Annotated in this window: 22 protein-coding genes; 5 read left to right on the top strand and 17 right to left on the bottom strand. The window is 52.9% G+C overall.

All coding sequences use genetic code 11. The annotated features are described in order from the left end of the window. Positions 1 to 3: 3 nt before the first annotated feature. Both CJP46_RS06070 and CJP46_RS06065 read right to left on the bottom strand, forming a co-directional pair. A complete protein-coding gene (locus tag CJP46_RS06070) occupies positions 4 to 816 on the bottom strand; it encodes an ABC transporter permease (protein WP_094594658.1) in 813 nt (270 codons plus the stop codon). Between the two features lie 35 nt (positions 817 to 851). After that, the gene (locus CJP46_RS06065; RefSeq protein ID WP_094594657.1) at positions 852 to 1,628 is read right to left on the bottom strand and encodes an ABC transporter ATP-binding protein; all 777 of its coding nucleotides are present in this window, start codon (positions 1,626 to 1,628) and stop codon (positions 852 to 854) included. Positions 1,629 to 1,870: 242 nt separating this feature from the next. Between CJP46_RS06065 and CJP46_RS06060 the strand changes: the two genes are divergently transcribed. Then, the gene (locus tag CJP46_RS06060) at positions 1,871 to 2,341 is read left to right on the top strand and encodes a GNAT family N-acetyltransferase (protein ID WP_094594656.1); all 471 of its coding nucleotides are present in this window, start codon (positions 1,871 to 1,873) and stop codon (positions 2,339 to 2,341) included. Between the two features lie 38 nt (positions 2,342 to 2,379). Here the strand turns inward: CJP46_RS06060 and CJP46_RS06055 are convergent, their stop codons facing one another. Both CJP46_RS06055 and CJP46_RS06050 read right to left on the bottom strand, forming a co-directional pair. Further along, entirely contained in the window at positions 2,380 to 2,880 is a 501-nt protein-coding gene (locus tag CJP46_RS06055) for a GNAT family N-acetyltransferase (RefSeq protein WP_094594655.1), read from the bottom strand. Between the two features lie 85 nt (positions 2,881 to 2,965). Beyond that, positions 2,966 to 3,409, bottom strand: coding sequence for a DUF5348 domain-containing protein (locus CJP46_RS06050; RefSeq protein WP_094594654.1), 444 nt, complete (start codon positions 3,407 to 3,409; stop codon positions 2,966 to 2,968). Between the two features lie 382 nt (positions 3,410 to 3,791). Here CJP46_RS06050 and CJP46_RS06045 point away from each other — a divergent pair, with 382 nt between their 5' ends. Then, a complete protein-coding gene (locus tag CJP46_RS06045; RefSeq protein WP_094594653.1) occupies positions 3,792 to 4,580 on the top strand; it encodes an AraC family transcriptional regulator in 789 nt (262 codons plus the stop codon). A gap of 138 nt (positions 4,581 to 4,718) precedes the next feature. Beyond that, positions 4,719 to 6,467, top strand: coding sequence for a methyl-accepting chemotaxis protein (locus CJP46_RS06040; protein ID WP_179281047.1), 1,749 nt, complete (start codon positions 4,719 to 4,721; stop codon positions 6,465 to 6,467). Positions 6,468 to 6,540: 73 nt separating this feature from the next. Here CJP46_RS06040 and CJP46_RS06035 read toward each other — a convergent pair whose 3' ends face one another. The 3 genes from CJP46_RS06035 to CJP46_RS36465 all read right to left on the bottom strand — a co-directional run bounded on the left by CJP46_RS06035 (position 6,541) and on the right by CJP46_RS36465 (position 7,787). Next, positions 6,541 to 6,918 (bottom strand): DMT family transporter, encoded by a 378-nt coding sequence (locus CJP46_RS06035; RefSeq protein ID WP_094594651.1) that lies wholly within the window; start codon positions 6,916 to 6,918, stop codon positions 6,541 to 6,543. After that, positions 6,918 to 7,469 (bottom strand): TetR/AcrR family transcriptional regulator, encoded by a 552-nt coding sequence (locus CJP46_RS06030; RefSeq protein WP_094594650.1) that lies wholly within the window; start codon positions 7,467 to 7,469, stop codon positions 6,918 to 6,920. The genes CJP46_RS06035 and CJP46_RS06030 overlap by 1 nt, the downstream gene beginning before the upstream one ends. 153 nt (positions 7,470 to 7,622) lie before the next feature. Further along, entirely contained in the window at positions 7,623 to 7,787 is a 165-nt protein-coding gene (locus CJP46_RS36465; RefSeq protein WP_179281046.1) for a hypothetical protein, read from the bottom strand. Positions 7,788 to 8,025: 238 nt separating this feature from the next. Here CJP46_RS36465 and CJP46_RS06025 point away from each other — a divergent pair, with 238 nt between their 5' ends. Further along, positions 8,026 to 8,946: a nucleoside hydrolase gene (locus CJP46_RS06025; RefSeq protein WP_094594649.1), complete on the top strand. Its 921-nt coding sequence runs from the start codon at positions 8,026 to 8,028 to the stop codon at positions 8,944 to 8,946. Positions 8,947 to 9,353: 407 nt separating this feature from the next. Here CJP46_RS06025 and CJP46_RS06020 read toward each other — a convergent pair whose 3' ends face one another. The 8 genes from CJP46_RS06020 to CJP46_RS05985 form a co-directional block, all read right to left on the bottom strand. Next, positions 9,354 to 10,238 carry a glycoside hydrolase family 43 protein gene (locus tag CJP46_RS06020; RefSeq protein WP_094594648.1) on the bottom strand — a complete coding sequence of 295 codons (885 nt, stop codon included), beginning with the start codon at positions 10,236 to 10,238 and terminating at the stop codon, positions 9,354 to 9,356. Between the two features lie 14 nt (positions 10,239 to 10,252). Next, positions 10,253 to 11,902, bottom strand: a complete 1,650-nt coding sequence (locus tag CJP46_RS06015; protein ID WP_094594647.1) for an MGH1-like glycoside hydrolase domain-containing protein — start codon at positions 11,900 to 11,902, stop codon at positions 10,253 to 10,255. Positions 11,903 to 12,019: 117 nt separating this feature from the next. After that, complete coding sequence (locus CJP46_RS06010) at positions 12,020 to 13,339, bottom strand: ABC transporter substrate-binding protein (protein ID WP_094594646.1); 1,320 nt, start codon at positions 13,337 to 13,339, stop codon at positions 12,020 to 12,022. A 106-nt stretch (positions 13,340 to 13,445) separates the two neighbouring features. Continuing rightward, entirely contained in the window at positions 13,446 to 14,279 is an 834-nt protein-coding gene (locus tag CJP46_RS06005) for a carbohydrate ABC transporter permease (RefSeq protein WP_094595095.1), read from the bottom strand. Positions 14,280 to 14,291: 12 nt separating this feature from the next. Then, entirely contained in the window at positions 14,292 to 15,206 is a 915-nt protein-coding gene (locus CJP46_RS06000; RefSeq protein WP_094594645.1) for a carbohydrate ABC transporter permease, read from the bottom strand. A 98-nt stretch (positions 15,207 to 15,304) separates the two neighbouring features. Next, a complete protein-coding gene (locus CJP46_RS05995; RefSeq protein WP_094594644.1) occupies positions 15,305 to 16,873 on the bottom strand; it encodes a response regulator in 1,569 nt (522 codons plus the stop codon). Continuing rightward, entirely contained in the window at positions 16,848 to 18,674 is a 1,827-nt protein-coding gene (locus CJP46_RS05990) for a cache domain-containing sensor histidine kinase (protein ID WP_094594643.1), read from the bottom strand. The genes CJP46_RS05995 and CJP46_RS05990 overlap by 26 nt, the downstream gene beginning before the upstream one ends. A 252-nt stretch (positions 18,675 to 18,926) precedes the next feature. After that, positions 18,927 to 20,225: a Gfo/Idh/MocA family oxidoreductase gene (locus CJP46_RS05985; RefSeq protein ID WP_094594642.1), complete on the bottom strand. Its 1,299-nt coding sequence runs from the start codon at positions 20,223 to 20,225 to the stop codon at positions 18,927 to 18,929. Positions 20,226 to 20,349: 124 nt separating this feature from the next. Between CJP46_RS05985 and CJP46_RS05980 the strand changes: the two genes are divergently transcribed. Then, on the top strand, positions 20,350 to 21,213 hold the full coding sequence (locus tag CJP46_RS05980) for an AraC family transcriptional regulator (RefSeq protein ID WP_094594641.1): 864 nt from the start codon (positions 20,350 to 20,352) through the stop codon (positions 21,211 to 21,213). Between the two features lie 111 nt (positions 21,214 to 21,324). Here the strand turns inward: CJP46_RS05980 and CJP46_RS05975 are convergent, their stop codons facing one another. After that, positions 21,325 to 23,721, bottom strand: coding sequence for a glycoside hydrolase family 95 protein (locus tag CJP46_RS05975; protein ID WP_094594640.1), 2,397 nt, complete (start codon positions 23,719 to 23,721; stop codon positions 21,325 to 21,327). A 32-nt stretch (positions 23,722 to 23,753) separates the two neighbouring features. Then, positions 23,754 to 25,418, bottom strand: coding sequence for an ABC transporter substrate-binding protein (locus CJP46_RS05970; RefSeq protein ID WP_094594639.1), 1,665 nt, complete (start codon positions 25,416 to 25,418; stop codon positions 23,754 to 23,756). Between the last annotated feature and the right edge of the window lie 59 nt (positions 25,419 to 25,477).

Genomic DNA, 25,477 nt, shown 5'->3' with positions numbered 1-25,477 from the left:
CCCCTATCCGTTATGGTTTTCCTTCCACTTCAGCAGCCTGTGTTCCGTCAGGCGGACGACATAATCGGTGACAAGTCCGGCGGCTGCAAACACGATAATGCCTACAAAAACAACAGGCGTATCGGCGAATTGGCGGGCATCGGACATCATATAACCGACCCCCGAAGTCGAAGCGATCAATTCGGCCACCACCAGACCCAGCCACGATAATCCGATCGATAACCGGGTTCCCAGGAGAATATTAGGCAGCGCCGCCGGGATCACGAGCCTTCTGATCTGCTGTATGCGGCTGTACCCGAGGACTCGGGTCACTTCGAACCATTTGTTATCCACATTACGGATACCGAGATAAGTATTGATATAGAGTGGAAAGAAGGCTCCTTTGGCGATCAACAGAATTTTGGATTCCTCGCCAATCCCGAACCAAAGAATAAACAGCGGCACGACGGCAAGGCTCGGGATCATGCGGATCATTTGAAGCGAAGGATCAAGCATCCTTTCGGCTTTCGAAAACAGACCGACCAGCAGACCGAACAATAGTCCCAAGCTCCCCCCGAGCGCAAATCCAGCCAGCGCCCTTACGGCGCTGATTCGGAAATGGTCCCATAAATCACCGGACTGAGCGAGACCGACAAAGGCTTTCAGGATCACGAGCGGCGTCGGGAACAGCAGCTCCGATATGTATCCCTGCTGTCCGAGGATTTGCCATAAAACAAGGACGGCAGCCGGCAGGATCAGTCCTAACCCTAGGAGCTTCAATCTTCCGGAGCCCGCTTTCAAGGATGGACCTGCTGCTGCAGAAATTTCGTGGCTCATACAACCACCTCCCTTCCTGACATCGAAGTAGTATTTTATATGCCCGCCCCATCCGTAAGCTCCAGCTCATCCAGGGAGTCCAGCAGCTTAAGCACGCGAAGCCGGAGCTCTTGAAAGGATGACGTCGTTTTCTTGCGTGGATAAGGCAGATCGATCGGCACGACGCTCTTGATCTGACCCGGCCGCGGCTTTAGAATGACGACCCGGTTGGCCAGAAATACCGCCTCATCAATGTCATGGGTCACAAAAATCATCGTCGTTTGATTTCTGCGCCAAATGTCCAGCAGCACATCCTGCATATGCGCCCGGGTGAATGCGTCCAGTGCGCCAAACGGTTCATCCAGCAGCAGCACCCGGGGATTTCGCAGCAGCGCCCTTGCGATCGCCACCCTCTGGGCCATCCCTCCGGACAGCTCCTTGGGGTAGGCCTTTTCAAAGCCTCTGAGTTTGACCAGTTCAATGAGATCATCGACCTTGCGCCTAACTTCGGGATCATGCAATGACAAATCCGCAGCAATGTTCTTCTCCACCGTCAGCCAAGGAAATAAGCGATGCTCCTGAAAAATAAACCCTTTGTCGATGCCCGGTCCCGTGATCTTCTGACCGCCGAGCGTAACGGTGCCGGAATACTGCCCGTCTAGGCCCGCGATGATGCGCAGCAGCGTGCTCTTTCCGCAGCCGCTCGGGCCGATAACCGTAATGAACTCTCCTTCCCGGATATTCAAATCCACTTTGTGCAGCGCTTCGACCCGCCCTTTGGCCGTGTCAAAGTTTTTGCTCAGCGCCGTGATGTCCAGCAAAGTCTCCGCCATGTGCCCCTGCCTCCCTTTTAGCCATCAGAAGATGCCAATTTTCAAATAAATATTATCTCATCCGTTTACTAGGAGTTATGACAGCACTTTAGCATTCTAAATCCGATTCAACAAGTAGGAATTAATAAATTCAATTGCTAATTCAAAATTCTGATCCACTGTCTTTAGCGGGGTATACAGAATCTCCAGTTAGGTCGTATGATAGTACGGTAGGTTGGTTTTCAGTAATGGAGGTTGTCATCATGTTCATCCGAGAAATTGAGGAAAAAGACAATAAACCGGTCGAGGAACTGATCCGGACGTGCTTGATTGAGTTTGGAGCAAACAAGCCCGGAACCGCATGGGCCGATCCCGATCTGGGGAACTTTTATCATGTATATCGCCATGAAGGGTCTAAATACTGGGTTGCCGACGATCAGGGCCGTATTGCCGCCGGATGCGGCATTGGACCTGTGCCGGGCTTTCCGCACATATGCGAACTGCAAAAAATGTACGCCTACAAAGATGCCCGAGGGACGGGGATCGCGGCGGAGCTGCTGCGGGTTGCGCTCGATTTTGCCAAAAATCATTACGAGCAGTGCTATCTTGAAACATTTCACAACATGGCGGCAGCCAACAAATTTTATCTCAAGCACGGGTTTGTTCTGATGGACAAGCCGCTGAGCGCGACCGAGCATTTTGCCTGTGACGCCTGGTATATCAAAACGCTGTGAACAGCAAAAAAGCACCCTTCCGGGTGCTTTCATCCGTTTTACACGATCGTTTTTTCCATCACATAATCATCCATGACAAAACCGTTCCCGATATCGGCCACTTGCGTGCGCACGGTTGTAAACCCTTTTTTCTCATACACCGCGATCGTAGAATCGTTATATCGGTTCACGGTCAGCCATATGGCGCTTAAGCTCCGTTCTTTGCACAGAGCCGTCAGAAACTCCATGGCCCGGCTTGCGTACCCATGTCCCCGGTACTCCTTGGCGATGTATAATTTGCTCAGGAACAACTTGCCTTCTTCCTGCTTGACGCCGATATAGCCAACATGGACCCCATCTACATTCATGAAATAATACTCGTATCCCTGCTGATGAATTTGGTCGGTCATGGCAGGAACCGATTGGAATTTGTCGACCATATAGTCGATTTGTTCCCGTGAAATGATGCTGATAAAGTATTCGTGCCAGATCCCGAAGGCGAGATCAGCCAGGGCTGCAATCTCCTCTTTGGTTTGGACTTTTGAAAATATGACTTCCATGTACGCCGCCCCCTTGATCCCAGTGCTTGAAACTCTGCCATTCTAGCACATCCGGTCGGCTCATTACAAACGAGAGCCCCGCTCTCTATTCGGAGGGATACTGCTTAATCCTTACCGTTAGACCTTCTAAGTCAAGTCTGGGAAAACCCGATAAGGTATACGCCTCACCGCACAATTCGACACCACTGACAATCCATTCGGCATCCTTATCCGAACTGCGAAACAGGACCTCAACGACCGCACCCGCCGTTAATACTGCGTCCGTATTTTCAACGACATACTGTCCATCCCCTTTCATCTTTAACCTTCCTTCGGCAATCACATTGGCCTCAATGCCTTGAATCAGGCGGCGGACGGTGGACAGCTCGTCTTCCACTTTGGCAAATGTCGAACATAGATACATATCTTCCGGATCCGTCGTGTCAAAATGATCCCTCCACTTGCCGTCGATCTGCCGCAATCCTTTGGTGATTTCCTTCAAGTTGGTTTCCAGGTTTAATAGTTCCTGTAGCATCGTATCCTTTGTCATGCGAACCCCTTATCCGTTTAAAAATTTTGGCGCTGCCGATTCATCAAAAACGTTTTCCGTATGAAGCATCTTAACAGCAAATCTTTCGGTAATCGCTTACAAAATGGTTTAATCGAACACTGCATTCGTGATATGGTATCCATGAGTGTTCCACTAAACGATGATAAAATTTGTAACAAATAAATGGCAATCTACACATTCATAATGGTGTAATCCGGCTTGTAAAGATCGGTGATGATTGAAATTCCACGTTTTAACTATGCTTATTATAAAATTAAACCATTTTTAGAATCCATAGAGCAACTAAATATTATTTGTAATTATTAAATATGGCTTTCATCATGCCGTCCGATTGTTTATAAAACGGAAAAGGGGGTCCCGTATGGATTTCGAGAGGCTGCAAAATCTCATTCCCGATGTTGTTTTCTTCGTCGACAGGCGCTGTTTTCCGCAATGGGAAATTATTCGTCAGACGATCAATTTTCAAGATTTGACGTTTGTTGTCGAAGGGAAATCCAATTATTTTATAAACGGCGTTAAATACACCGTGGAAGCCGGCGATGTGATCTACATCCCTGTCGGCAGCGTCCGCGAGGCGTACACATTTACGGATTGTCCTATGCACTCTTACGCCTTCAACTTCAAATGGCTTCCTCCTGGCGAGTCGGAAGCGCTTCCGCTGCAAACGGTAACGAAAAACCTCATTACAAGCGAAATCCTGGGATACATCAAGCAGTTCACCCAGGTATGGATGCGCAAGCATCCGGGCTATATTATGCATGCAAGAGCGCTGTTTATGCTCATCGTCCATCATGTCCTGATCACCAACGCCTACCGCAGCGACGCACATCGCCAGGTTGACCCTCGCGTCAACAGGGTGCTCGAATATATCATTGACCACTATCCGGAGGATCTGCATTTAACCGGCATGGCGGATATCGTCAACCTGAACCCCGTCTATTTCGGCAAACTGTTCAAACAAGTCACGGGGTACTCGTTTAAGGAATATCTGAACCAGATCCGGATCAATCAGGCGGAAATGCTGCTGTCCACCGGCGGTTTCTCGGTGACCCAGGTTGCGGACCGCTGCGGATTCCATGATATATCTTATTTCAGCAACGTTTTTAAGTCGATCAAAGGATACCCTCCTTCTGCCGTATCCAAGTCATGATCAAGATCATCAATCCGGTACTTATGAACTACGATTTGGGTGGAATATATTACCTCCATTTCCCCCCGATACTCAGCTAAATAAACGGGTGCACAGGACCGATATATTGGTTATTCCAATCCGAGAGGGTGCACAAACGTGAAGTCTAAGAAGATATTCAGATTCCGGAGTTTAATGGCGCTGAGCACACTGCTGCTCGCCGTTCTGTTCGTCGTCGTGATCAGCGCTCAAACGTGGATCTCCTATACTGAGCAGAAAAGTCTGTTCAAAGAACGGTTTATGGGATTGGGCAGCGTCCTTGAGACCCAACTGGATACCAATTTAAGCCAAGTCAAGCAGATTGCCCAGGCGGTGGCCAAACATGAGCCGTCGGATACGGAGCCTTTCCAGGTCATTCGCCGTCAGCTGAAAGCGATGCTCGACAATGGCCAAGGCATCGGCAACGCCTATATTTTGACCACGGGGAAGATGGAACGTAACGGGAGCAGAGCCGTCATCAATTTGCAAGGCCCCGATGATCAGAAGCTGCAGCCGGGTTCCGAGTACCAAATGCCTGCTTATTTTGAAAATGCCTTTGATCAAACGCTAAAGGAAGGTTCGGCGGTGACGGTTCCTTACGACGATGACTTGGGGACCTGGGTGACCTATCTTTCAGCCGTTACAGATGAGCAAGGAAACATCATCTCGGTCTTCGGCATCGATTTCGACTATGATGGTATTCAGAAGCGGCTCTCCGAAATCCTTTGGACGAGCCTCGCCGTTGGAGCCGCGTTCCTCGTGGCAGCCATTATCATCGTATCAGTTGCTGTCCGGTATGCCCTTAAACCGCTCCGACGCCTGGCGGACGTGTCCCAGATGGCGGCCGCTGGCGATTTGACCGTCAGCGTGCCGGTCAGAAGCAATAACGAAATTGGCCAAGCGGCGAATGCATTTAATGTCATGGTCTCAAGCTTGCGGGAGCTGGCTGGCAACGTTCAGCGTACAGCGCTTGAGGTTACCGATGAAGCCAAGCTGATGCAGGAGAGCTCCCAGCAGACGGCTCAGGCGACCAACGAGATTACCGAAGCGATCAGCCAAGTGGCCGCCGATTCGGAGACGCAGCTTCAGAGCTCGACGGAATGCCAGCGGGCCATGTCCGAAATGTCCGTGGGCATCCAGCGAATCGCCGAGTCCTCCAGCGTCGTCTCGGATCTTGCTGCGAACACGACGGAGCGCGCAGTCGAAGGCGAATCCGTCATGAAGAAATCACTGGAGCAGATGCAGACGATTGAGAACAACTTGTCGGATTCCGTCGGTACCATGCGGGAGCTGGAAGAGCTGAGCAGGCAAATCGGCGGAATTCTTGCTCTCATTGCGGATGTGGCCAATCAGACGAATCTGCTGGCCCTTAACGCTTCCATCGAAGCTGCCCGGGCTGGCGAGCATGGCCGCGGATTTGCCGTCGTCGCCCAGCAAATCCGCAAGCTTGCGGAGCAGTCGAGAAATTCGTCCGAACAAGTGAAAGAAATCCTCGAAGGCATCGGAGACCGGACGAATGATGCGGTAACTTCCCTCCAGCGTTCTTCCGACGAAGCTCGCATGGGCACGCAGATTGCCCTTCAGGCCGGCGACAGCTTCCGCGCCATCGTGCTGGCCATCCGCGAAGTGTCGGCCCAGGTGCAGGAAGTTTCGGCCGCTTCGGAACAGATGTCCGCCGGCAGCGAGGAAATTGCGGCTTCGATGGAAGAGCTGGAACGCATCACGTCCTCTTCCGCCATGCATACGCAGCGCGTTGCGGCTTCTTCCGAGGAGCAGCTCGCTTCGATGGAAGAAATCGCGAGCTCATCCGAGCAGCTTCTGACGATGGCACGCAACCTGTCGCAAATCATCAGCAAGTTCCGGGTATAGTCCCCCGCTTTAGATGGACGATAAACGAATTAAAAGGGTAAGCCATTTGGCTTACCCTTTCTTAATGAATGGATTAGAAGTTTTTCTTCATGGCATGGCTTGAATCGGCCGCCGAAGCGTCCGCCGCTCCGTGACCGGGGCCAAACAAATTGAGGACGACGACGCCGATAACGATGAGCGATATGCCGACCACGCTGGCTGTATTGATTTTTTCTTTCCAGATCGCGACCGAGATGATGACAGTCAGCACGGTTCCGAGCCCGGACCAGATGGCGTACGCCGAATTTAGCGGAATCGCCTTGAGTGCGAGCGAGATAAAGTAGAAAGAGCAGACGAAAGCCGCCAGCGAGACGACCGTCGGGACCAGTTTGGTGAATCCTTGGGAAGCTTTGAGCATGGATGTTCCCACGAGCTCACTCGCAATGGAAATGGCAAGAAACAGATATGACATTACGGATTCTCCTTTGTCCACTTCATTAACGTTTCAAAGATTTGTTTTTTCAGTTCGTCGTCAGGCGGCGCCAAGCCGAACATCTCCGCAAACCACAAGCCGTCGGCGGCAAGCCGGATGATGCTAGAGCGCACGGGACCAAGCCCGTCCTCCTGAAGATTCTGCTGCACGGCCGCATACATCTCCTGAATTTTCTTCAGCATCTCCGGATTGGTAAACATGGCAGCGGATAGAACCGTAATCATATCCTGTTCTTCTTCATAGCAGTTAAACGTGGTGTCCACATAGGATCTCGTCCATTTACCGGCTTCAGACGCGTCCTTTTCGGTCCTGCTGCTCATTTCCTTCCAGAAACCTTCCGAAGAGTGATCGATCATCCCCAAAATTAGAGCATCTTTATTCGGAAAATGGTACAGCAATCCCCCTTTGCTGACGCCTGCTTCCTTGGCCGCTGCGTCCAGCGTCAGCTTCTCCACGCCCTGGCTCCGAACGATCGTTGAAGCAGCCGCAAGGATCGCATCGCGTTTCGTCCTTTTTTGCTTCTCCATCATTTAGCATCACCTACTGATTACTATACCGTCCAGACGGTAAAGTTGTCAACGACCGGTTCTTTGTTCTCCCTGCAGCAAAAAAAGCTGCGATGGATCGCAGCTGTACAATATTTTAACCAAACTATGATTTTCGTAATGACGAAAGGGCAGGTATCAGAAGGATACTACACGTTCAACGACCCGAATCACCATATTCAGAGCATTCTCTGCGAAATAGACGGAGTGATCGATCAGCCGTCCGAAGCAGGAGATCAGGATCACAAACAGCATGACATAGAGCAGGATGTTCAACAGATGGTTTTGTTGTTTGTCTTCCATTACGGTTCACCTTCACTTTCTCTTTCATTGTCTATTCAAAGTATACAGGCGAACCGTTTTTCCACCTATTGATTTCACTTACACCTATCTTACAGACTTGTAAGTTCCGAGGAAGTGCTGTCTCCTATAAAGAATTGAAATTACAAGCATTTAATCGGCTTGCCTGCCCACTTCTGTGATATATTGGGATTACTGATGGAAAACCAATATCGCAATGGAGAAAAGGAGGACGTTAGGCGTGATCACATTTCCTCACATCCCGGCCGACGAACGAATCAGGCGGCTCGAACATCCCGGCAGGCCGGTTAGAATCGTTCTGGACACGGACACCTTTAATGAAATCGATGACCAGTTCGCCGTCATCTATGCCATGAAGTCCAGCGCAAGCGTGACTGTCGAAGCCTTATATGCGGCACCTTTTTACAACGAACTGTCGGAAAGCCCATTGGACGGCATGGAGAAGAGCTACCAGGAAATCGTAAAAATTCGGCAGCTTGTCCAGCGCGAAGATATCCCCGTCTACCGGGGTTCTGGGTGTTACCTTCCCGGTGCCGATGCACCCGTGGAAAGTGATGCGGCCCGGGACCTGGTCAAGCGGGCTATGGCGTCTTCGCCGGACGATCCGCTCTATGTCGTGGCGATCGGAGCCATCACCAATGTGTCCTCGGCCATTCTGATGGAACCGGAGATTATTAACCGGATCGTCGTGGTGTGGCTGGGTGGCCATTCGCTGCATTGGCCGGATACGCGCGAATTCAACCTCGCGCAGGATCTGCATGGCTCTAGGCTGCTGTTCGGCTGTGGTGTCCCCCTTGTTCTCGTCCCGTGCATGGGAGCCGCCTCCCATCTCCAGACGACCTTATCGGAATTGGAAACCCATCTCAAGCATGAAGGTGAGGTGGGACAATACCTCTGTGAAACGTACCGGAATTGTTCGTCGGATCATTTCGCATACTCCCGCGTCATTTGGGATATTTCCGTGATCGCCTGGCTGGCTGTTCCTGAATCCTGCCCCAGCATTCTGGTTCCCAGTCCTCGGATTTCTGAAGATTTCCGCTGGGTGAATGATCCTACGCGGCATCAGATCAGATATATTTATCACGTAAACCGGGATACCGTATTCCGGGATTTGTTCCGCAAGATTGCCGGGGCGCAATAAAATGATCACCCCAGTTTTATGAGCGCATTCCTCCTATTTCGGGAGGAAACTGCTCCTTTTTTGTAGATAAAAGTACAGGTTTTATTAATTCGACAGATATTTTGATTCATTTTCCGATTTCTGTTTAATTATATTGGGTTAATGAAAGTGTATTGTATGGGGGTGACCGTTCCAATTTGAATAAGGAATTAATACTAACCGCAGTTGAGACGAATAAAGAAATTACAATTCATCTGGTGAGTGGAGAGTTCTATACCGGAATTTGCCATAGAACTGACGACCCCCAGACATTTGTGATTGTTCCCAATGACCATAAACATGTCATCGTCCCCTTTTGGACCGTTAAACGAATCCAATAGGCTCATTCATAACAGACTCTGCCGGTAAATAACCGGCGGAGTCTTTCTTTATTCTTCCACCATAATCCGCCCCGCCGTTTCCCCAATCCGCAAAAATAACGGCCGTTCGTCAGGCGTACGGTTGGGGGCATGAATGGTCAATACAAGAGGACCGTCAAATGTCCGAAAGACCATCCCGTGCCCTCCGTCATTGCGATACAGTGCTTCCGGCTGATGAATCCATGGACCAAAAATGCTTCCTGTCGCCGACCGTGCGACTCCCAATGCATAGCAGTTGTCGATAAAGCTGGCCCAAAGCATATATAAATCGTCGGATTCGCCGCGGAACAAAAATGGACCGTCCGTGACATAATTGGCCGTATCCTGATAGCGAGGGGATTCGTAAGGCGTCGTCCACGGCGCTTCAGACGCCCGAAACAGCGTTATGGGGTCTCCAGCCGCCTCAGATAAATCAGAACTCAATCGCACCGCGCATACTTCGCCGTCCCCGATCTGCTGCCACTCATGGCAGAAGATCATCCACGGCTGTCCTTCTGCATCCGTAAACAGGCTCCCATCCAGTGAACTCCAGGCTTCCGGAGTGACAGGACCGCGGCTATGAGGCACGAAAGGACCCAGCGGACCGGATGCCGACAGGACCGACGTTCCAAGGCGCCTATTATCGCGGCGGCGAAACGTGGCGAACATGTAGAACTTATCATGCAGTGAATAGACCTCAGGTGCCCAGAAATTCGTATCGGAATAAAAATCGGCTTCAGGTCTGAATACGGGATACGGCCCGTCCCAATCCTCCAGATCCTTGCTAACATAGGCGTCGAATCCGGTTCCCGGACCCCAAATGTTGACATCGGTGCTGCCGTATAAATAATATCTGTCTTCCTCGTGGACAGGTAATACAAACGGATCCCGGATTTGAATCTCTTTCTTGTTCATTTGCGGAACCTCCTTTACGAATATGTAGGATAGATGATTCCAACATCTCTCGCTTGTTTCAGTTCTCCATCGCAGTACCTGAGATACTCATTCCCTTTGACGGAAAAAGGAATGCTTCGGCCTTCCCATTCCAGTCGGCCATCGACCGTCCGCACACTTATTCCAAGGATCCCAAGCAAGCCTCCCGCCCGATCCGTGATGATCCTGACGCCCGATGGAAACGTCATATATGGTTGTCCTGCCCGGTAAATCAGAGACTTGTCGCGCATATTGACCAGCTCATAGAGTACCCTGTCCACGGATCGTGCATAAGCCGTCTCGCCGGCAATCTCCTCCCCGTGATCCATCGCAGCCGGGATGAGCCCCGTAAACCAGACTTCCCCATCGGGTCTTGGCAGGATGCCGCAGAGCCTCTCCACGTAATCGAGCAGGCACAGAATGGCCGGCGAATAGGCCTCGGTGAAGCCCTCATCCCCAGTCCAGGGACTGACGGTCTGCGCGAAACGCTCGGCCCTGGCCAATGAACACAAGATCGGCTGCATCGCCCATGTCAACTCGACATGCCGGTGATGATGCTCAAAGGCATGCGGAGCCCGGATCAGGCTGAGGAAGTTGGACGGTCCCGCCCAGCTGTTGTAGCTGGAGAACGGGTCAAACCGCGGATCATCCATCGCAATGGAAGTAAACGGGTATTTGGCAAAAAATTTGCGCGTGTTCAGCAAATATCCTGACAGCATGGCATCAAAGAACTCGCGGTCCCCGACCTCGCACGCGAGTACGCGCATCAAAATATCGGACTGAACGCGGACAAATTGGTTCTGGCGGTCACGGTCGTAGAAAAAGGCATCTTCCTCGTCAAAACAATACCGGAAGAGGCTGTCTGCACTCTGCTCAGCTTTATAGATCCACTCGCTGACCGGCAAGCCCAATTCCTCGGCGATTTTGGCCAAATACAAGCGTTGGCAATATACGTTCGCCGTGAGGTCTGGCGCCAGGAACGGTAATACAGGCGAATCCGGATCATACCGGCCCGGATCGCTACGGTGCGGCGTATCCGGCACATGCCAGAAACGCGGCGACAGATCATGGCCTGTATCGAAGGCCGAAAATGCCTCGACACAGCCGGTCCCTCGCGTATTCCGATGTGTGGCCAGCCACCGGTCATATCGCTCCATCGCTTGATACATCATCCGCAGAAACGCTTGATCCCGCCCTTGCAGCAAATAATGATTCCAGACGCTGCGGGCAAGCGGCGTGACGAGCTGGATTTGACGGTAAGCCGGCCCGTCTCCGGTTATTTTGTATGGGATCAGTCCATCCGCCCGCTGGTGGACCGCAAAAGATCGGAACGTCGATTGCGATACGCTCGGCAGAAAACGCGACAGCAGCTCCGCGTTGATCGTGCCGGTGCTTTCGAGCCAGCATCCAAGATATATCCCTCCTTCCTGCAGCATCGGTATCCCGTTTACCAGGGCGATGCAGCCAAACAGTCTGCGCAGCGCCTTGTAATAGACTTCCTCAAGCTTGCCTTCGGAAGCAGCAAACCTTACGCCGCTCCGTTTCCATTCGGCAGCAATCGCGTGATCCGCCGCTTTCCCGGTCTCTCCGATCCGTTGATCCAGATTCATTGTCCTTAATTTATGAAGCAGCCCACTCTTATGCATTAGCCCTCTCCTCGCTTTCTCTACTTTCTTATATCTAAAGAAAGCCCCGCCAAGGTCGCACCGAAGCGTAGGACCTAACGGGGCATTTTTCATAGGATCGGTGTCACAGCCCGGCGCTTACTGATTGCTTTGGAAAATTTTTACCGTCCCTGCGTAGAAATCCGACACCGCCTTTTCCACGCCCTCTTTCCCGAAGCCGATCAGTTGAACCGTATTATCCGCGAGCTTGATAAATTCGGCGTTCCCCGGCGGGTTGTAGCTGATGGCAAAAGGCTCCTTCTTGTTCGCTTCGGACACGCGGCTCGTGAAGTCGTAGACGATCTTGTCGGCTGCGCCGGCCTCGGCCTCGAGCGTCTTGCGGCCTTCCGCCGTCACCGGTACGCCGCGGTTGCTGCCCAATATTTTTACCGCCTCCGGATCGTTGATCCAGAAATTCATCAGCTCGGCTACTTCTTTCGGATGCTGGGTCTTTGCATAACCGGACATGCCCTGGCTAGACTCAAATACGACGCCGGTTCCCTTCGGTCCGCGCGGAACCTGCACCATCGTCAGCTCGTCCTGAGTCAGGCTCTGATACGAGGCCAGCATATTGGACGGAAGCAGGGTCATCGCTACTTTTCCTTTGATGATCAGGGACTTGCTCGCATCCATCGGCGGATTGGAGACCTGGAGCTCCGGCGTGACCACGCCCCCTGCCTTCGTCGTTTGATCCCAGTACTGGAACCATGGCAGAATATCGGCTTCTTCAAAGCCAAGCTTGTTGTTTGCCATGTCATACTGCTGTTTGCCGTTCTGCTTCAAATAAATGTCCATGCCGTCGGTCGTGAAATTGTAAGTCCCATAGTAGCCTTTGCCCAGCTTGTCGGAAATTTCCTTGCTGATCCGGGCGTAATCATCCCAATTCCAGCCATCCTGCGGCACTTCGATGCCTGCTTTTTCAAAGAGCGTCTTGTTGATGACGATTCCACGGGCGTTGGCACCCGCGGAAATGTGCACCAGCTTGCCGTTGATCGTACCGTACTGCACCATCGTCGAGTCCATATCGTCAAGCTTTAGCTCATTGCCTACGGAGGGCTGAAGATCTAGTAGGACGCCCTTGTTGGCATAGTCCACCACATTGCCGCCTAGAAAAAATACGTCTGGGGCCGTTCCTGAAGCCAACTGCGTATTCAGCTTGTCGAAATAACCGTCCTGCGGCGCAAACTCGCCCACGACTTTAATGTCCGGATGCTTCTGTTCGAACCGTTCAAGCGCCTTATTCGTCAAATCCGCCCGCGCCTGATCCCCCCACCACATCATTCGCAGCTCAACCTGGTCTCCTCCGGAATTCCCATCCCCGCCAGATCCGCTGGAAGCGGCCGGACCGCCCGAGCTGCCGCATGCCGACAGCAGCACGGTCATGGACGCCAGCACTGTTACGAACCATCTTTTTTTCATTTCCATTCTCCTCCATCGTTTTGATTTATGAAGCGTTTACACGATTCTTGATAATGCCAAGACGTTCTGTTCTCCTTATTGCGAATGACGAATCCCGCTTACGGCCTTACTTCAGCCCTGTCGTCGCGATGCCTTCAAGGAAGTACCGCTGGAACATCAGGAAAATCAGCGTAATCGGCAGCAGCGACAGTACGGAAATGGCCAGCAGCGCCCCCCAATCGGATGAACCCGATGGATCGTACAGCGCACGAATGCCGAGCTGCACCGTAAACAATTTGATATCGCTGATGTAAATCATCTGGCTGAAGAAATCGTCCCATGTCCAGATAAATGTAAAGATCGCGGTCGAGATGAGCGCCGGGGTCAGCAAAGGCAGAATGATCCGCAGGTACAGCTTGCCCTGCCCGCAGCCGTCGATCGTCGCACTCTCATCCAGCTCCCGCGGAAGGCCGCGAATGAACTGAACCATCAGCAGAATGAAAAATGAGTCGTGAGCCAGCCATTTGGGCAATATCAACGGGGCATATGTGTTGATCCAGCCCAGCTTGCTGAAAATGATATACTGCGGCACAAGCGTGACATGGTACGGCAGCATGATCGTCACCAGCATCAGCGCAAACCACAACTTTTTGAGCTTGAATTCCAGCCGGGCAAAAGCGTAGGCCGCGAGCGAGCAGGTGACGATGTTCCCCAGCACGCACAGGATGGAAATCAGCGCCGAATTGCCGAAGAAGCGGCTGAAGGATACGCCTTGGAAACCCTTCCAGCCATTTTTGTAATTATTGAGCGTAAAGGTGTGCGACCATAATCCGGTATCGGTAAAAATCGCCTGGTTGGGTTTGAAGGAGCTGCTCAGCAGCCACAACACCGGATACAGCATCGCCATTCCGACCAGTACGATCAGCACATGCCTGATTGCCCGCGAATAAGTTCCTTTCATCGTCAGCACGGCTTACCTCCCCTCTTTCCCATCGCCGTAGAACACCCAGAAACGCGACGTGGCAAAAATGATGCCGGTAAAGACGGCGATAATGAGCAGCATGATCCAGGCCAGCGCCGACGCATACCCCATATCGAAATAGGAGAAGCCTTTCAAATACAGGTACAACGTGTAGAACATCGAGGCATCCAGCGGTCCTCCGTGACCGTCGCCGATGACGTAAGCCGGTGTAAACGCCTGGAACGAATTGATAATGCTCATGATCAGGTTAAAAAAGAGGACCGGCGTCAGCATCGGCAGCGATATGTTGAAGAACTGGCGTATTTTTCCGGCACCGTCCACTTGGGACGCTTCATACAGGTCGGCTGGAACCTGCTTCAGGCCCGCCAAAAATATGACCATCGCCGAGCCGAACTGCCAGACCGACAGCGTGACGATCGGATAAATCAGGTAATCCGGATTGGCGATCCAGGACGGCCCCTCCAAACCGAACCAGCCGATAACGGCATTGATGACGCCTTCGCTGTCAAAGATTTGCCGCCAGACGATAGAAATCGCAACGCTTCCTCCGAGAAGAGATGGAATGTAATAAACGGTCCGGTAAATGCCCAGCCCGCGAATTCCCTTGTTTAGCGCCAGCGCCACGAGCAGTGCAAAGATGATGCGCAGCGGTACGGACAGCAGCACGTAAACGAATGTCAATTGCAGCGAGTGCGTAAACGTCGCATCATTCGTAAAGATTTGCTTGAAATTGGCGAAACCGATCCATTCGGGCGGACGCAGCAAATTGTATTTGGTCAGCGACAAATACAGCGAGCCGAGCATCGGTCCGAGCGTAAGGCAAAAAAAGCCGATAAGCCAGGGCAGCAAAAATGCGTACGCCGTGCGGTTATGCGTATGGATCGGCAGCCTGCGTGATGTTCGCATCTCGAATCCTCCTTCTAATGTTGGTAAGAACATCATAAGCAAGATGCGGCTTGCGCTGAATTCTATTTTTTCGGCACTTCACTATTAATTTTTTCAGGTCATCTCTCGCGGTAATCCGACGGTGACATGCCGTAAATCCGTTTGAATTTGGAGCTGAAGTAACTGGCATTGCTGAAGCCGGTAAGCTCGGAGATGTCCCACAGACTGAGCTGGGTATCTTCCAGCAGCCGGATCGCCTGCGCCATCCGCACATCGGTCAAGTACCCAATAAAGGTGCGGCCGACCCGTTTCTTGAACAGTTCCGAGAAATAAGAGGGATGATAGTTGAACCGCTCAGCCATCGTACTCAAGTTCAAGTCCGACGCATAATGGTCATCAATATAACGGCGGACGGATTCGATCAGGTTGATATCGGCAGCGTCTGCACCTTCTTTTCGCTGTTGCGTGATTTTCCGGGCGATCCCTGCAAGAAATGCATACGCCTTATCCACCGAATCTAATGAATATGCCAGCTCCGGACGCATCCACAGCTGTTCCGAGCTCTCCATCGTTACGAACAAATCGCTCGCTGCCGATTCCAGGACCAGATACAGCTGGAAAATGATTTTAACCCTACTTGCTCCAGATCCTTTAAACGCCTGCCGGAGAATGGGGCGGACAGCCTGTCCGAACGCATCATACTCACCTTTGGCTAGGTACCGTTCGATGACTTTAATCTCATCCGCGGTCGTTGTCGTCATATCGGTTGATTGGGGGTGGGATTCGGCAAGCACACTGCCGTCAGCATAGTTCCAAGCGACAAGTGATGAGAGATAACCGTCCTTCCAAGCGTTGAAGCCCGTTACGGCTTGACCGATTCCGCAGTCCAGTTCAAAGCCAAGCAAACGCTTCACTTCCGTCCGGAGGTGATCTGCAAATGAAGTAAGCCAGTTCACGGACTCCACGGTAACCACATGAATCAGCCCGGGATAGTGCCCGTCCCGGAACGCCTCGCAAATTCCGGCTGCGTCCCATGCCTTTTCACGGCACATCTTCTCCAGCGGGAGAAGAAATTGATCCGGTGTCCGGTCCTGTGCATATTCGATGTCCCGCACTTTGAAGCCAAGGGTCATGAAACGCACCGGGCGTTCATCCCACCCGCTGAGCCCGTATCTTCGGGCCCGGTCCGTTGTAACGCTCTCCCTCTCGGACTCCCAGCGGACAAGCCGGAGGATAAATTGTTCCTTCATCTCCTCGTAATATTGCGACAACTCCCACTGTGCTTTGGCCTCAAGCTCCGCTTTCTCCCGTTCCCGGTTCAGCTCAGCGGTTACTTTCTTCAGGACGGAATTCAGCTCATCGCGGGCAACCGGCTTCAGCAGGTATTCGCTGGCCTGGCAGCGAAGCGCAGCCCGTGCGTATTGAAAATCCTCATACCCGGTAATGACGATGACCCTGACGTTCGGGCACCGTTCCCGGCATACTTCCATAAACCGCACGCCCCCCATAAGCGGCATGTTCATGTCGGTAAGGACAATCTCAATATCGCCGTTCTCCAAAAGGGACAGCGCCTCCATGCCGTTCGATGCCTCGCCCGCCAATGCAACACCAAGGCCGTCCATATCCATCTTGAGCCGCAGTCCCTGACGGATCTCCGGCTCGTCATCCACAATCAATAAGCGATACATTGCTGCGCACCTCCTGTATCGGTAACATCAATTCAATGCGGGTTCCCCCACCGGGCTTTGAATCCAGACGGACCTCGAACAAGGAACCGTAATATAGCCGGCACCGTGCAAGGACGTTGCCGAGTCCGATCTTCCGCTCCCGGCTGGCCAGAATTCGTTCCGGCCGGGCGTCGTCCGCTTCTTTCAGCAGCTCGCTGATTTGTTTCTCCGTCATGCCAGGTCCGTTGTCCGCAACGGTCATCACCAAGCGATCCTCTCTTCGGCATACCCTGACAGATACTCGGGCTTCCGTGTGGTGCGCAAAACTGTACTTCACGGCATTTTCGATCAAAGGCTGAAGAATAAACTTGACGCAGGCCGCGTGTTCCGGCATCCCGTCTTCATCCACCGTCAGCCAAAGCCGGTCTCCGAAGCGGATCCGCAGAATGGACACATAATCATGAACGTATTTCAGCTCCTCTTTCAAGGCGACCAAATCGTCGCTTATCCGCAAGCCGAAGCGCAGCATTTTACCGAGCGACTCGATAACCTTCACGGTATCGTCCGTCCGCCTCTGCATCGCCAGGCTGCTGAGCAGCTCCAGCGTATTGAACAAAAAATGCGGATTGATCTGCATCAGCAGTGCCTTATATTCAGCCTGCTGCCGGAGCAGCTTCAATTCAAATTCGTTTTTAATGTGCTGCCTCAGTCTTCCGATCATGTTACGAAACGTCGCCGTGGCAAAGCCGACCTCATTGCGGACGGTACCTGCTTGCGGGAGACGGCTCTCCGCGCTGTCGAAGTCTCCCCGCTGTACATGCCGCATGGCGGAGACGAGCCTCGACAACGGCCGCGTAATTCCGTTCGACAGCCAGAAGGCAATAAAAAGCGAGACCAGCAGCAGCACCGCTGCCATCACGATAATACTGTTGCGAAGCTTAAGGAGCGGGGCGTACAGATCGCCCTCCGGTACGATGCCGACGAGCATCCATCCGTTTTGAGCCAGCTTTTTGTATACGAGGATTTGGGCTTCCCCCCGGCTGTTCCGGAAATAGACGACGCCCTGCTTGTTTCTGCCTGCCTGTGCCTTGGTGATCTCACTCTTGGAAGGACTGGCGCTCGTTTCATAATCCGCTTGAGCCAAGAGCGGGCTGCCGTGCTGGTCGATCAAATACATCGTCCCGCTCTCGCCCAAATGGATCCGGCTCAGCGGCTCCAGAAAATAATCCGCGCTCACGTTGACCTTCAGCACCGTTTTCGCCTGCTTCGGCTCAAATGCCCCGATCGGCATCAGCATGCTGACGACCGGATGGTCGCTGCGGCGGATTTTCAATTCCACATCGTCCGTGTGCGCCGGCACCCAGCGGACCGTCTCGTCCCGAAACTGTCTGTACCAGGACTGCTCGAGAAAGGAATCTTCCTTGATGACCTGGTTGTCCATGCTGACCCACACTCCGTCCCGGCGGTACAGCGCAACCGACGAGATGCTGGTATAACTGTTGGTCGTCTGCGTCAGAAACTTGCTCATCTGAATGTGGGCAAGCATTTTCTCTCCTTCCGTCGACGACGAATCCGAAACGACGTTATCCCATGCATCGGTCTGGTCGCTGTTAAAGACCAGGGAAGCCAAATCGTAAATTTGCGTCTGAACCATGTCGATATAGGAACCGTATTCGTTCATTTTCTCGAGCGCAGACGATTCAATATAGGAACGGATAATGGAGCGGGATTCGTTGAAAATGAGAAGGGACAATACGCCGAACGATAAAACGAACAATAATACGAAAAATAAAATCAGCCTGCTTCTGAGCGAATAGAACATGCCGAACCTTCCTTTCGTTATTCTGACAGCGCTTTCTATTGGGCGCTGTGCACATCATACCAAATCATGCTCACACTTGTATTCCATGCCCTCCTGGCATACTTCATTTTCGGCAGCAACAAGTCTCCGTTGAAAATGACAAAGACACTGATCTTTACCGGTCAGTGTCTTTGGTTCTCATTACCGCATCATGAAGCCAAAGACCACCTTGGCTGCCGCCAAGATGGTCTGGACCTTTGTCAGACGAACATGTTACTTTGCCCCGTAAAACCGCACCAAATCGTCGACTTTTACCGGCAATCCGGTGGAGATGGATTGATTGGCGGCAATGCCTGTCAAGATCGAACGCGCGCCGTCGATATGGTTCGCCGCCCGGTGGAATTTATCCTCCACAGGCACGCCGAAAATGTCGTTCAGCAGCACAGGATCGCCTCCGCCGTGCCCGCCTGCTCCTTCCTCGAAGTCCGCTTTGTAAGGCTCGCCGAACATGGGGAATACCAGGATATTCACGCCCTTCACTGCTCCTTCAAGAGCTTTGTCTCCACCGGAATTGACATAGGATTGTTCGATCACCGTCATTTCGATCCGTCCCTTGGTTCCGTTGAATGCGATCCGGTATCCCTCCCACGGCATGTAAGCATTCAGCGAATAGGTGAGCTGAGCTTTATTTTTGTACCGAACCATAACGCTCATCGTATCCTCGATGGAGATCCCGTCGCCGAATACGCTCTGATCCCGGCGGTAGCCGTCCTCCCACTCCGCGTCAAGGTACATCGCTTTCAAATGCGCATTGCTGTCCAGCGACAGCGCAAACGGATCGTCCTTGGCGTTCGAATTGCCTGTAGCCCGTTCGTAGAACTTGGTCACTCCGCGCATCTCGGCATTTTCACGTCCGTAAAACAGCAGGTTACCCATGGCAAAGACCGTTTCCGGTTCGGATCCGATCCAGAAATTGACCAGGTCGAAATGGTGGGTCGACTTATGGACCAACAGGCCGCCGCTGTTGCGCTTGTCCCGATGCCATCTGCGGAAGTAGTCCGCGCCATGCTGCGTATTCAGCAGCCATTCGAAGTGGACCGAGGTCACGTCCCCGATGGTTCCGTCCGCGATCAGCTCCCGGGCTTTCGTATGATGAGGCGCATAGCGATAGTTGAAGGTAACCCGGACGTTTTGCCCCGTTCGCTCCACCGCATCCAGAATGTCCTGACATTTGGCCGCGTCGACCGTCATCGGTTTTTCGGTGATGACGTCGCAGCCCAGCTCCATTGCCCGAATGATGTAACGGTGATGCGTACGGTCCACGCTGGTGACGATGACGAAATCCGGCTTTTCCGTCCGGATCATTTCTTCAAACGCCTCGCTTTTATACGTTCGTACCGCATGATAATCATACTTCTCCGCCAGCAGCTTGTTCGCGTAATCCATGCGTGTCTGATTCACATCGCAAAAGGCGAGCAGTTCCGCCGAATCCCGAAAACGCTGGGCAATCGCTCCATAAAAGAACTCCGCTCTTCCGCCTGCTCCGACCTGTACATAGGTTTTTTTAGCCATATCATTCCCTCTCCTTATATGAATCTGTTTATTTGAAGATTACTGCAAAATCCGCTTATTGTCCCCGCAATTTATGCTAGAATGAATAAAACCCCGCATATTTTGCGCTTGTGGAGGATCAATTATGGCTTTAAATCAGGAGCTTCGGTACGGAAACGCATCCGATCCCTTTTCTGTGGAGTATAACCGCCGCAAGGGACACTTCTCCATGTCGGAGGATCATATGCACAAACATTACGAGCTGTATTATTTGTTTGGCGGCGAACGGTTCTACTTCATTAAAGACCGGGTATATCGGGTACGTGCCGGTGACTTGGTGTTCATCCCGGGCAATGAAGTGCATAAAACATCCGACACCGGGGTGCCGAACCATGAGCGTATCGTCATATATGTCAACGAATCTTATTTTGAACCGCTCCAAGAAGATGAGACCGAGCTGCTGCTTGCTCCGTTCCACGGTCCCCACCGCGTGGTGCATTTGTCGGATCCAGACAAACTTCGAATGGAGCAGCTGCTTTATGAAATGCTGCGGGAAATTCAGGACGAGGCTCCCGGATACCGGATGGCCGTCCGGCATGCTTCGGCACAGGCTTTGCTGTTTGCTGCCAGGCAATCCGCGGCGTACAAGCAAGGCGATCCCGAAGAAACGTTCTCACCCGCGGCAGCCCGCATGAACGACATCGCCAGCTACATCTCGGAGCATTTCCGGGAGTCCCTGACCCTGGGCGGGCTGAGTGAAAGATTTTATTTGAGCCCCAGCCATTTAAGCCGATCGTTCAAGAAGTATACCGGTTTTGGCCTGATCGAATATATTGGCATTACCCGGATCAAGGAGGCGCAGCGCCAGCTGCGCGAGACGGACGAACGCATCATTCGGGTGTCGGAGGATGTGGGTTTCGAGAACTTTTCGCATTTTGAAAAAGTATTCAAGTCGGTCACCCGGATGTCTCCCCGCAGCTACCGCTCCGGTTTTCGACGCAGGGGATGAGGCCAGGCTGGATCCCAAGCCGTTCCGCCTGAAAGAGATCGCTCGCGTTCATGCCCATTGCGGCATAAAAAGCCCTGCCGAGAGATCGGCAGGGCTTCGTCATCAGGATCGTTATTTTTGAAGGGATGGCTCCAGCACAATGCGGTACGTCGTTCCCGCGGCCGTCTGAAATGAGTATAAATTCTCTCCGGTCTGTTGAACCGGAATGTCGTCTTCTGCCGCAGAGACTTTTAGCGCACTTTGCGAATAGATCGTCAAGGTTGTACCTGCTTGGGAGACAATCTCAGCTTCGGCAATCCTTCCATCTTTCCAAACCAGATTGACCTCAAACCCTCCGCGTGCGCGAAGACCCTTCACGAATCCGTTCGCCCAGGTAGAAGGCAGGGCTGGAAGGAAACGCAGATATCCCTGATGCGACTGAAGCAGCATTTCGGCAATGCCGGCCGTTGCCGCAAAATTGCCGTCAATTTGGAACGGCGGATGGGCGTCGAACAAATTTGCATACACCCCGCCGTGGTGATAATTATCCGGTTCATCCTCACGGACGAGGCGCAGCAAATTGGAGAGCAGAGCAAGCGAACGGTCCCCTTCCCCGAACCGGGCCCACAGAGAGACCTTCCAGCCCAGACTCCACCCCGTCCCATCGTCGCCCCGACGTTCCAGAGAACGGCGGGCAGCCTCAAATAATTCGGGCGTTTGCTGCTGGGAGAGCTGGCGGCCCGGGTACACGCCGAACATATGGGATGCGTGGCGATGATGAACATCCTCGTCTTCGAAGTCCTTAGACCATTCCTGAAGCTGGCCATACTTTCCGATCTGCAGCGGTAGAAGACGCTCCCTTGCTTTCAGCCATTCCTGCCGGATCGCGTCGTCTTCCCCCAGCGTCTCGGAAGCTTCGATCAAATTGGTGAGCAGGTCCCAGATCAGCATCAGATCCATCGTCGATGCTTCGCTGACCGCGGCCAGGCCGCCCGCCGGCGTTCTGAATTTATGCTCCGGCGACGTCGACGGCGAGGAGATCAGGCGGCCGCTGCCATCGTCATGCAGCCAATCCAGGCAAAATAAAGCCGCTTCCTTCATAATCGGATAGGCATGTTCCCGCAAATACTTCACGTCACGGCTGAATGCAAAATGCTCCCACAGGTGCTGGCACAGCCAGACACCGCCCATCGGCCACATGCACCATACCGGATCGCCATGCCCGTAATCTCCCACGGGATTGGACAAAGCCCAGATGTCCGAATTGTGGTGGGCGGTCCATCCACGGGCGCCATAGTGAGTCTTTGCCGTTTTCCCTCCGTTCCGGGACAAGTCGCCGATAAAATGGAGCAGCGGTTCATGAAGGTCGGCCAAGTTCGCCGTTTCGGCCGGCCAGTAATTCATCTCCGCATTGATATTGAGCGTCCAGTTGCTGCTCCACGGGGGTTGGACTTCCTGGTTCCAGATCCCCTGCAGATTCGCCGGCTGGGTTCCGGGACGCGAACTTGCGATCATCAGGTACCGCCCGTAATGGAACAGCAGCTCCACCAGCCCCGGATCGCCGGCACCATAGCGGACAATTCGATCTTCTGTCGATAGTTCTTCTCCCGCCTTACTCTCCCCAAGCGACAGCTGAACCCGGTCGAACAATGCGCGGTGATCGGCAATATGCGCCTGGCGCTGCCCCGCATAAGCTCCCTGAATGGCTCTGTCCAAATCGTCTATGGCTGCGCGCTTCTCATCTTTCCCTTCACTTCCAGGGAGTTTGTCGTAACCGTTGAAGCTCGTTGCGGCGCTGAAATAAAGGGTTACTGCCGTCGCGCCCTGAACGCGGATTTCGGACTCGCTGACCGCAGCCTGGACGCCTTCCGTCACTGCCGCCAGCCTTCCTTGAAAGCGCACCGCCTCCGTCGTATCCGGATCGCCATAAATAATGGGATCATCGCTTCCGTAATAATTGGGCCATACTTGTTCCGGTGCGATACCCCGGAGGACCAGGGCGCCATTGTCCGCTTCCGTCACGCTGCGCAGCGGACTGCTGAGCGCTGCCCGCAAATTCAGCTGCCCCGCTGCGCTGGAAGTCAAACGTATCACCAGCACCTGATCCGGATGGGAAGCGAACAGTTCCCTTGTAAACCGCACCCCGTTGATTGTGTATTCAACTCGGGTGATGCCTTCTGCGAGATCCAGTTCTCTTTTGTAGCCGGTGAATGGAACTTCTCCATGCTCAAACTCGATATGCAGATCTCCGAGAGGGAGGTAGGACTGGCTGTAGGCTCCCATCATCCCTTTCGCTGCGCGGTCGGCTTCCTCATATTGTCCGCTGCGGATGAGCTCGCGCACCTGGGGCAATGCCTCCATCGCCTCCGGATTATTCGTATCCCGCGGATACCCGGACCACAGCGTATCTTCGTTCAGCTGGATGCGCTCTTCGGTCACGCCTCCGAATACCATCGCTCCCAATCGGCCGTTGCCGATCGGAAGCGCTTCCGTCCATACTTTGGCTGGATTGTCATATTGAAGTTTCATGCTTCCCCTCCGGTTCTATAAAAGTTCACACATCATTCTGCTTTTTTGGTCGTGTCATAAGCCTGCTGCATGATTTCCAGATACCGCTTCAGGTTTAACCCGTCCAACCCTTTGACATAGGCATCCCAGTCTTTATCCAGGTTCTTGGCGCCGGTGACAAACTGCAGGGCATTTTGATCCACGTAGTCCTTAATATTTTGCTGCAGCATACTTTGTTCGTCGGCTGCCGCTGGATCGATCCAGACCGACCAGTTTGGGTAAACCTCCTTAGGTTGTTTATTCTCGTACAAGTAGGTCGCTTCCTGCAATCTGCGCTCATAACCCGAATTTTTATAAATATCGGTTTCCTGGATCCAGCCGTCTCGGAACTCCCGGGTATGGTCGTACTGGGCGGTGGCTCCCCACGCACTGTTCCGCGGCTCAGAACCCGCCGGTTGCTCCAGCGTCTTGAAGATCGGTTTGGCTTTTTCGTTCAATGGCACATCCCCGTCTTTCGGCTTCACCCAGTCCTTGCCCTCCTCGCCATAGTTGCCCAGCAGCTGTCCCTCTTCGGTATAAATATAGTCCAGCATTTTGATGGCGGCGATTTGTACCTCTTTGCTTGCTTTGTTGGTCAGGACAAAGGTGGCTCCCGGTTCTACCGGGTAATTGAACGTGGCATAGGCGGCATGCGGCCCCTGCAGCGGAGGAATGGCGTCGTAATGGGAGCTGTATTTGTTGCCGTCCCCGGTATCCGTGAAGATGGCCGGATGCATCGATGCTCCCGCACCCAGAAGCTCGGTTGCGGTATTGTTGCCGATCAGCTTGAACGCGTCTGCGTTCTGCGTGAATGCCCCCGGATCAATCAAGCCTTCGGCATACAGCGACCTGGCATAGGCAAGTCCTTCCTTCCATTCCGGCTTGTTGGCCGCGATGTCTACTTTATCGCCATTCACCGTCAGATAGTATTTATCGTCATCATAGATAAAACCGTTCATTAGAAAAGGTAGAATGTGCACGCCAAAATTTTCGATGGAACCGCTCAGAGGAACCTCGTCGGCTTTGCCGTTGCCGTTTGGATCCTTGGTCTTGAAGGCTTCCAGCATCTTCTTGAAATCTTCCGTCGTTTTGGGGACCTCCAAATTGAGCTTCTTCAGCCAGCTGGTGTTGACCCACATTTTGTTGGGGTAAGAGCAGTGAAAACATTCGTTCAGCATGGTCAGCCCGTAGATGTCGCCGTCCGGAGCGATGGACATCGCTTTGTAATCCGGGTGGTCGTCCAGCGCCTTCTTGATATTGGGAGCATATTGATCGATCAAATCGTTCAGGGGAACGATCACGCCCTGCTGCCCGAACTTCACCAGATCCGATTGGGAGAACTTGTCGACCCACGGGATCAGCATGTACAAATCTGGGTAGTCGCCGCTGGCGAGGGAAATTTGGCGTTTTTCCGCCGCGCCGTCATAAGGAACCTCGGTAAACTGCAGCTTGACGTTCGCTTTTTCCTCCAGCACTTTGGTGAACTGGTTTGTCTTATAGTCGATGTTGCCGTCCGTATTGACGAATACGCTGATCGGAACGGTTCCGCCTTCCCCGCTTGGACCCGTCGCTCCGCCGTCTGCTCCCGAATCGTTTGGTGATGCTCCTCCGGAACAGCCTGCAAGGACAAGCACCAGTGCAATCAAGCTGAACCAGCCTCGGTAAACACGTTTCTTCATGAACACTACACTCCCCTTTTCCACGGAAAAATTGAAATCTCCCCTTGCTGAATCATCAA

Source organism: Paenibacillus sp. XY044 (genome assembly GCF_002257645.1).
In the GTDB taxonomy this organism is placed as follows: Bacteria; Bacillota; Bacilli; order Paenibacillales; family Paenibacillaceae; genus Paenibacillus_AQ.
The sequence above is the reverse complement of the archived record's forward strand: the minus strand, read 5'-3'. Positions and strand labels throughout refer to the sequence as shown.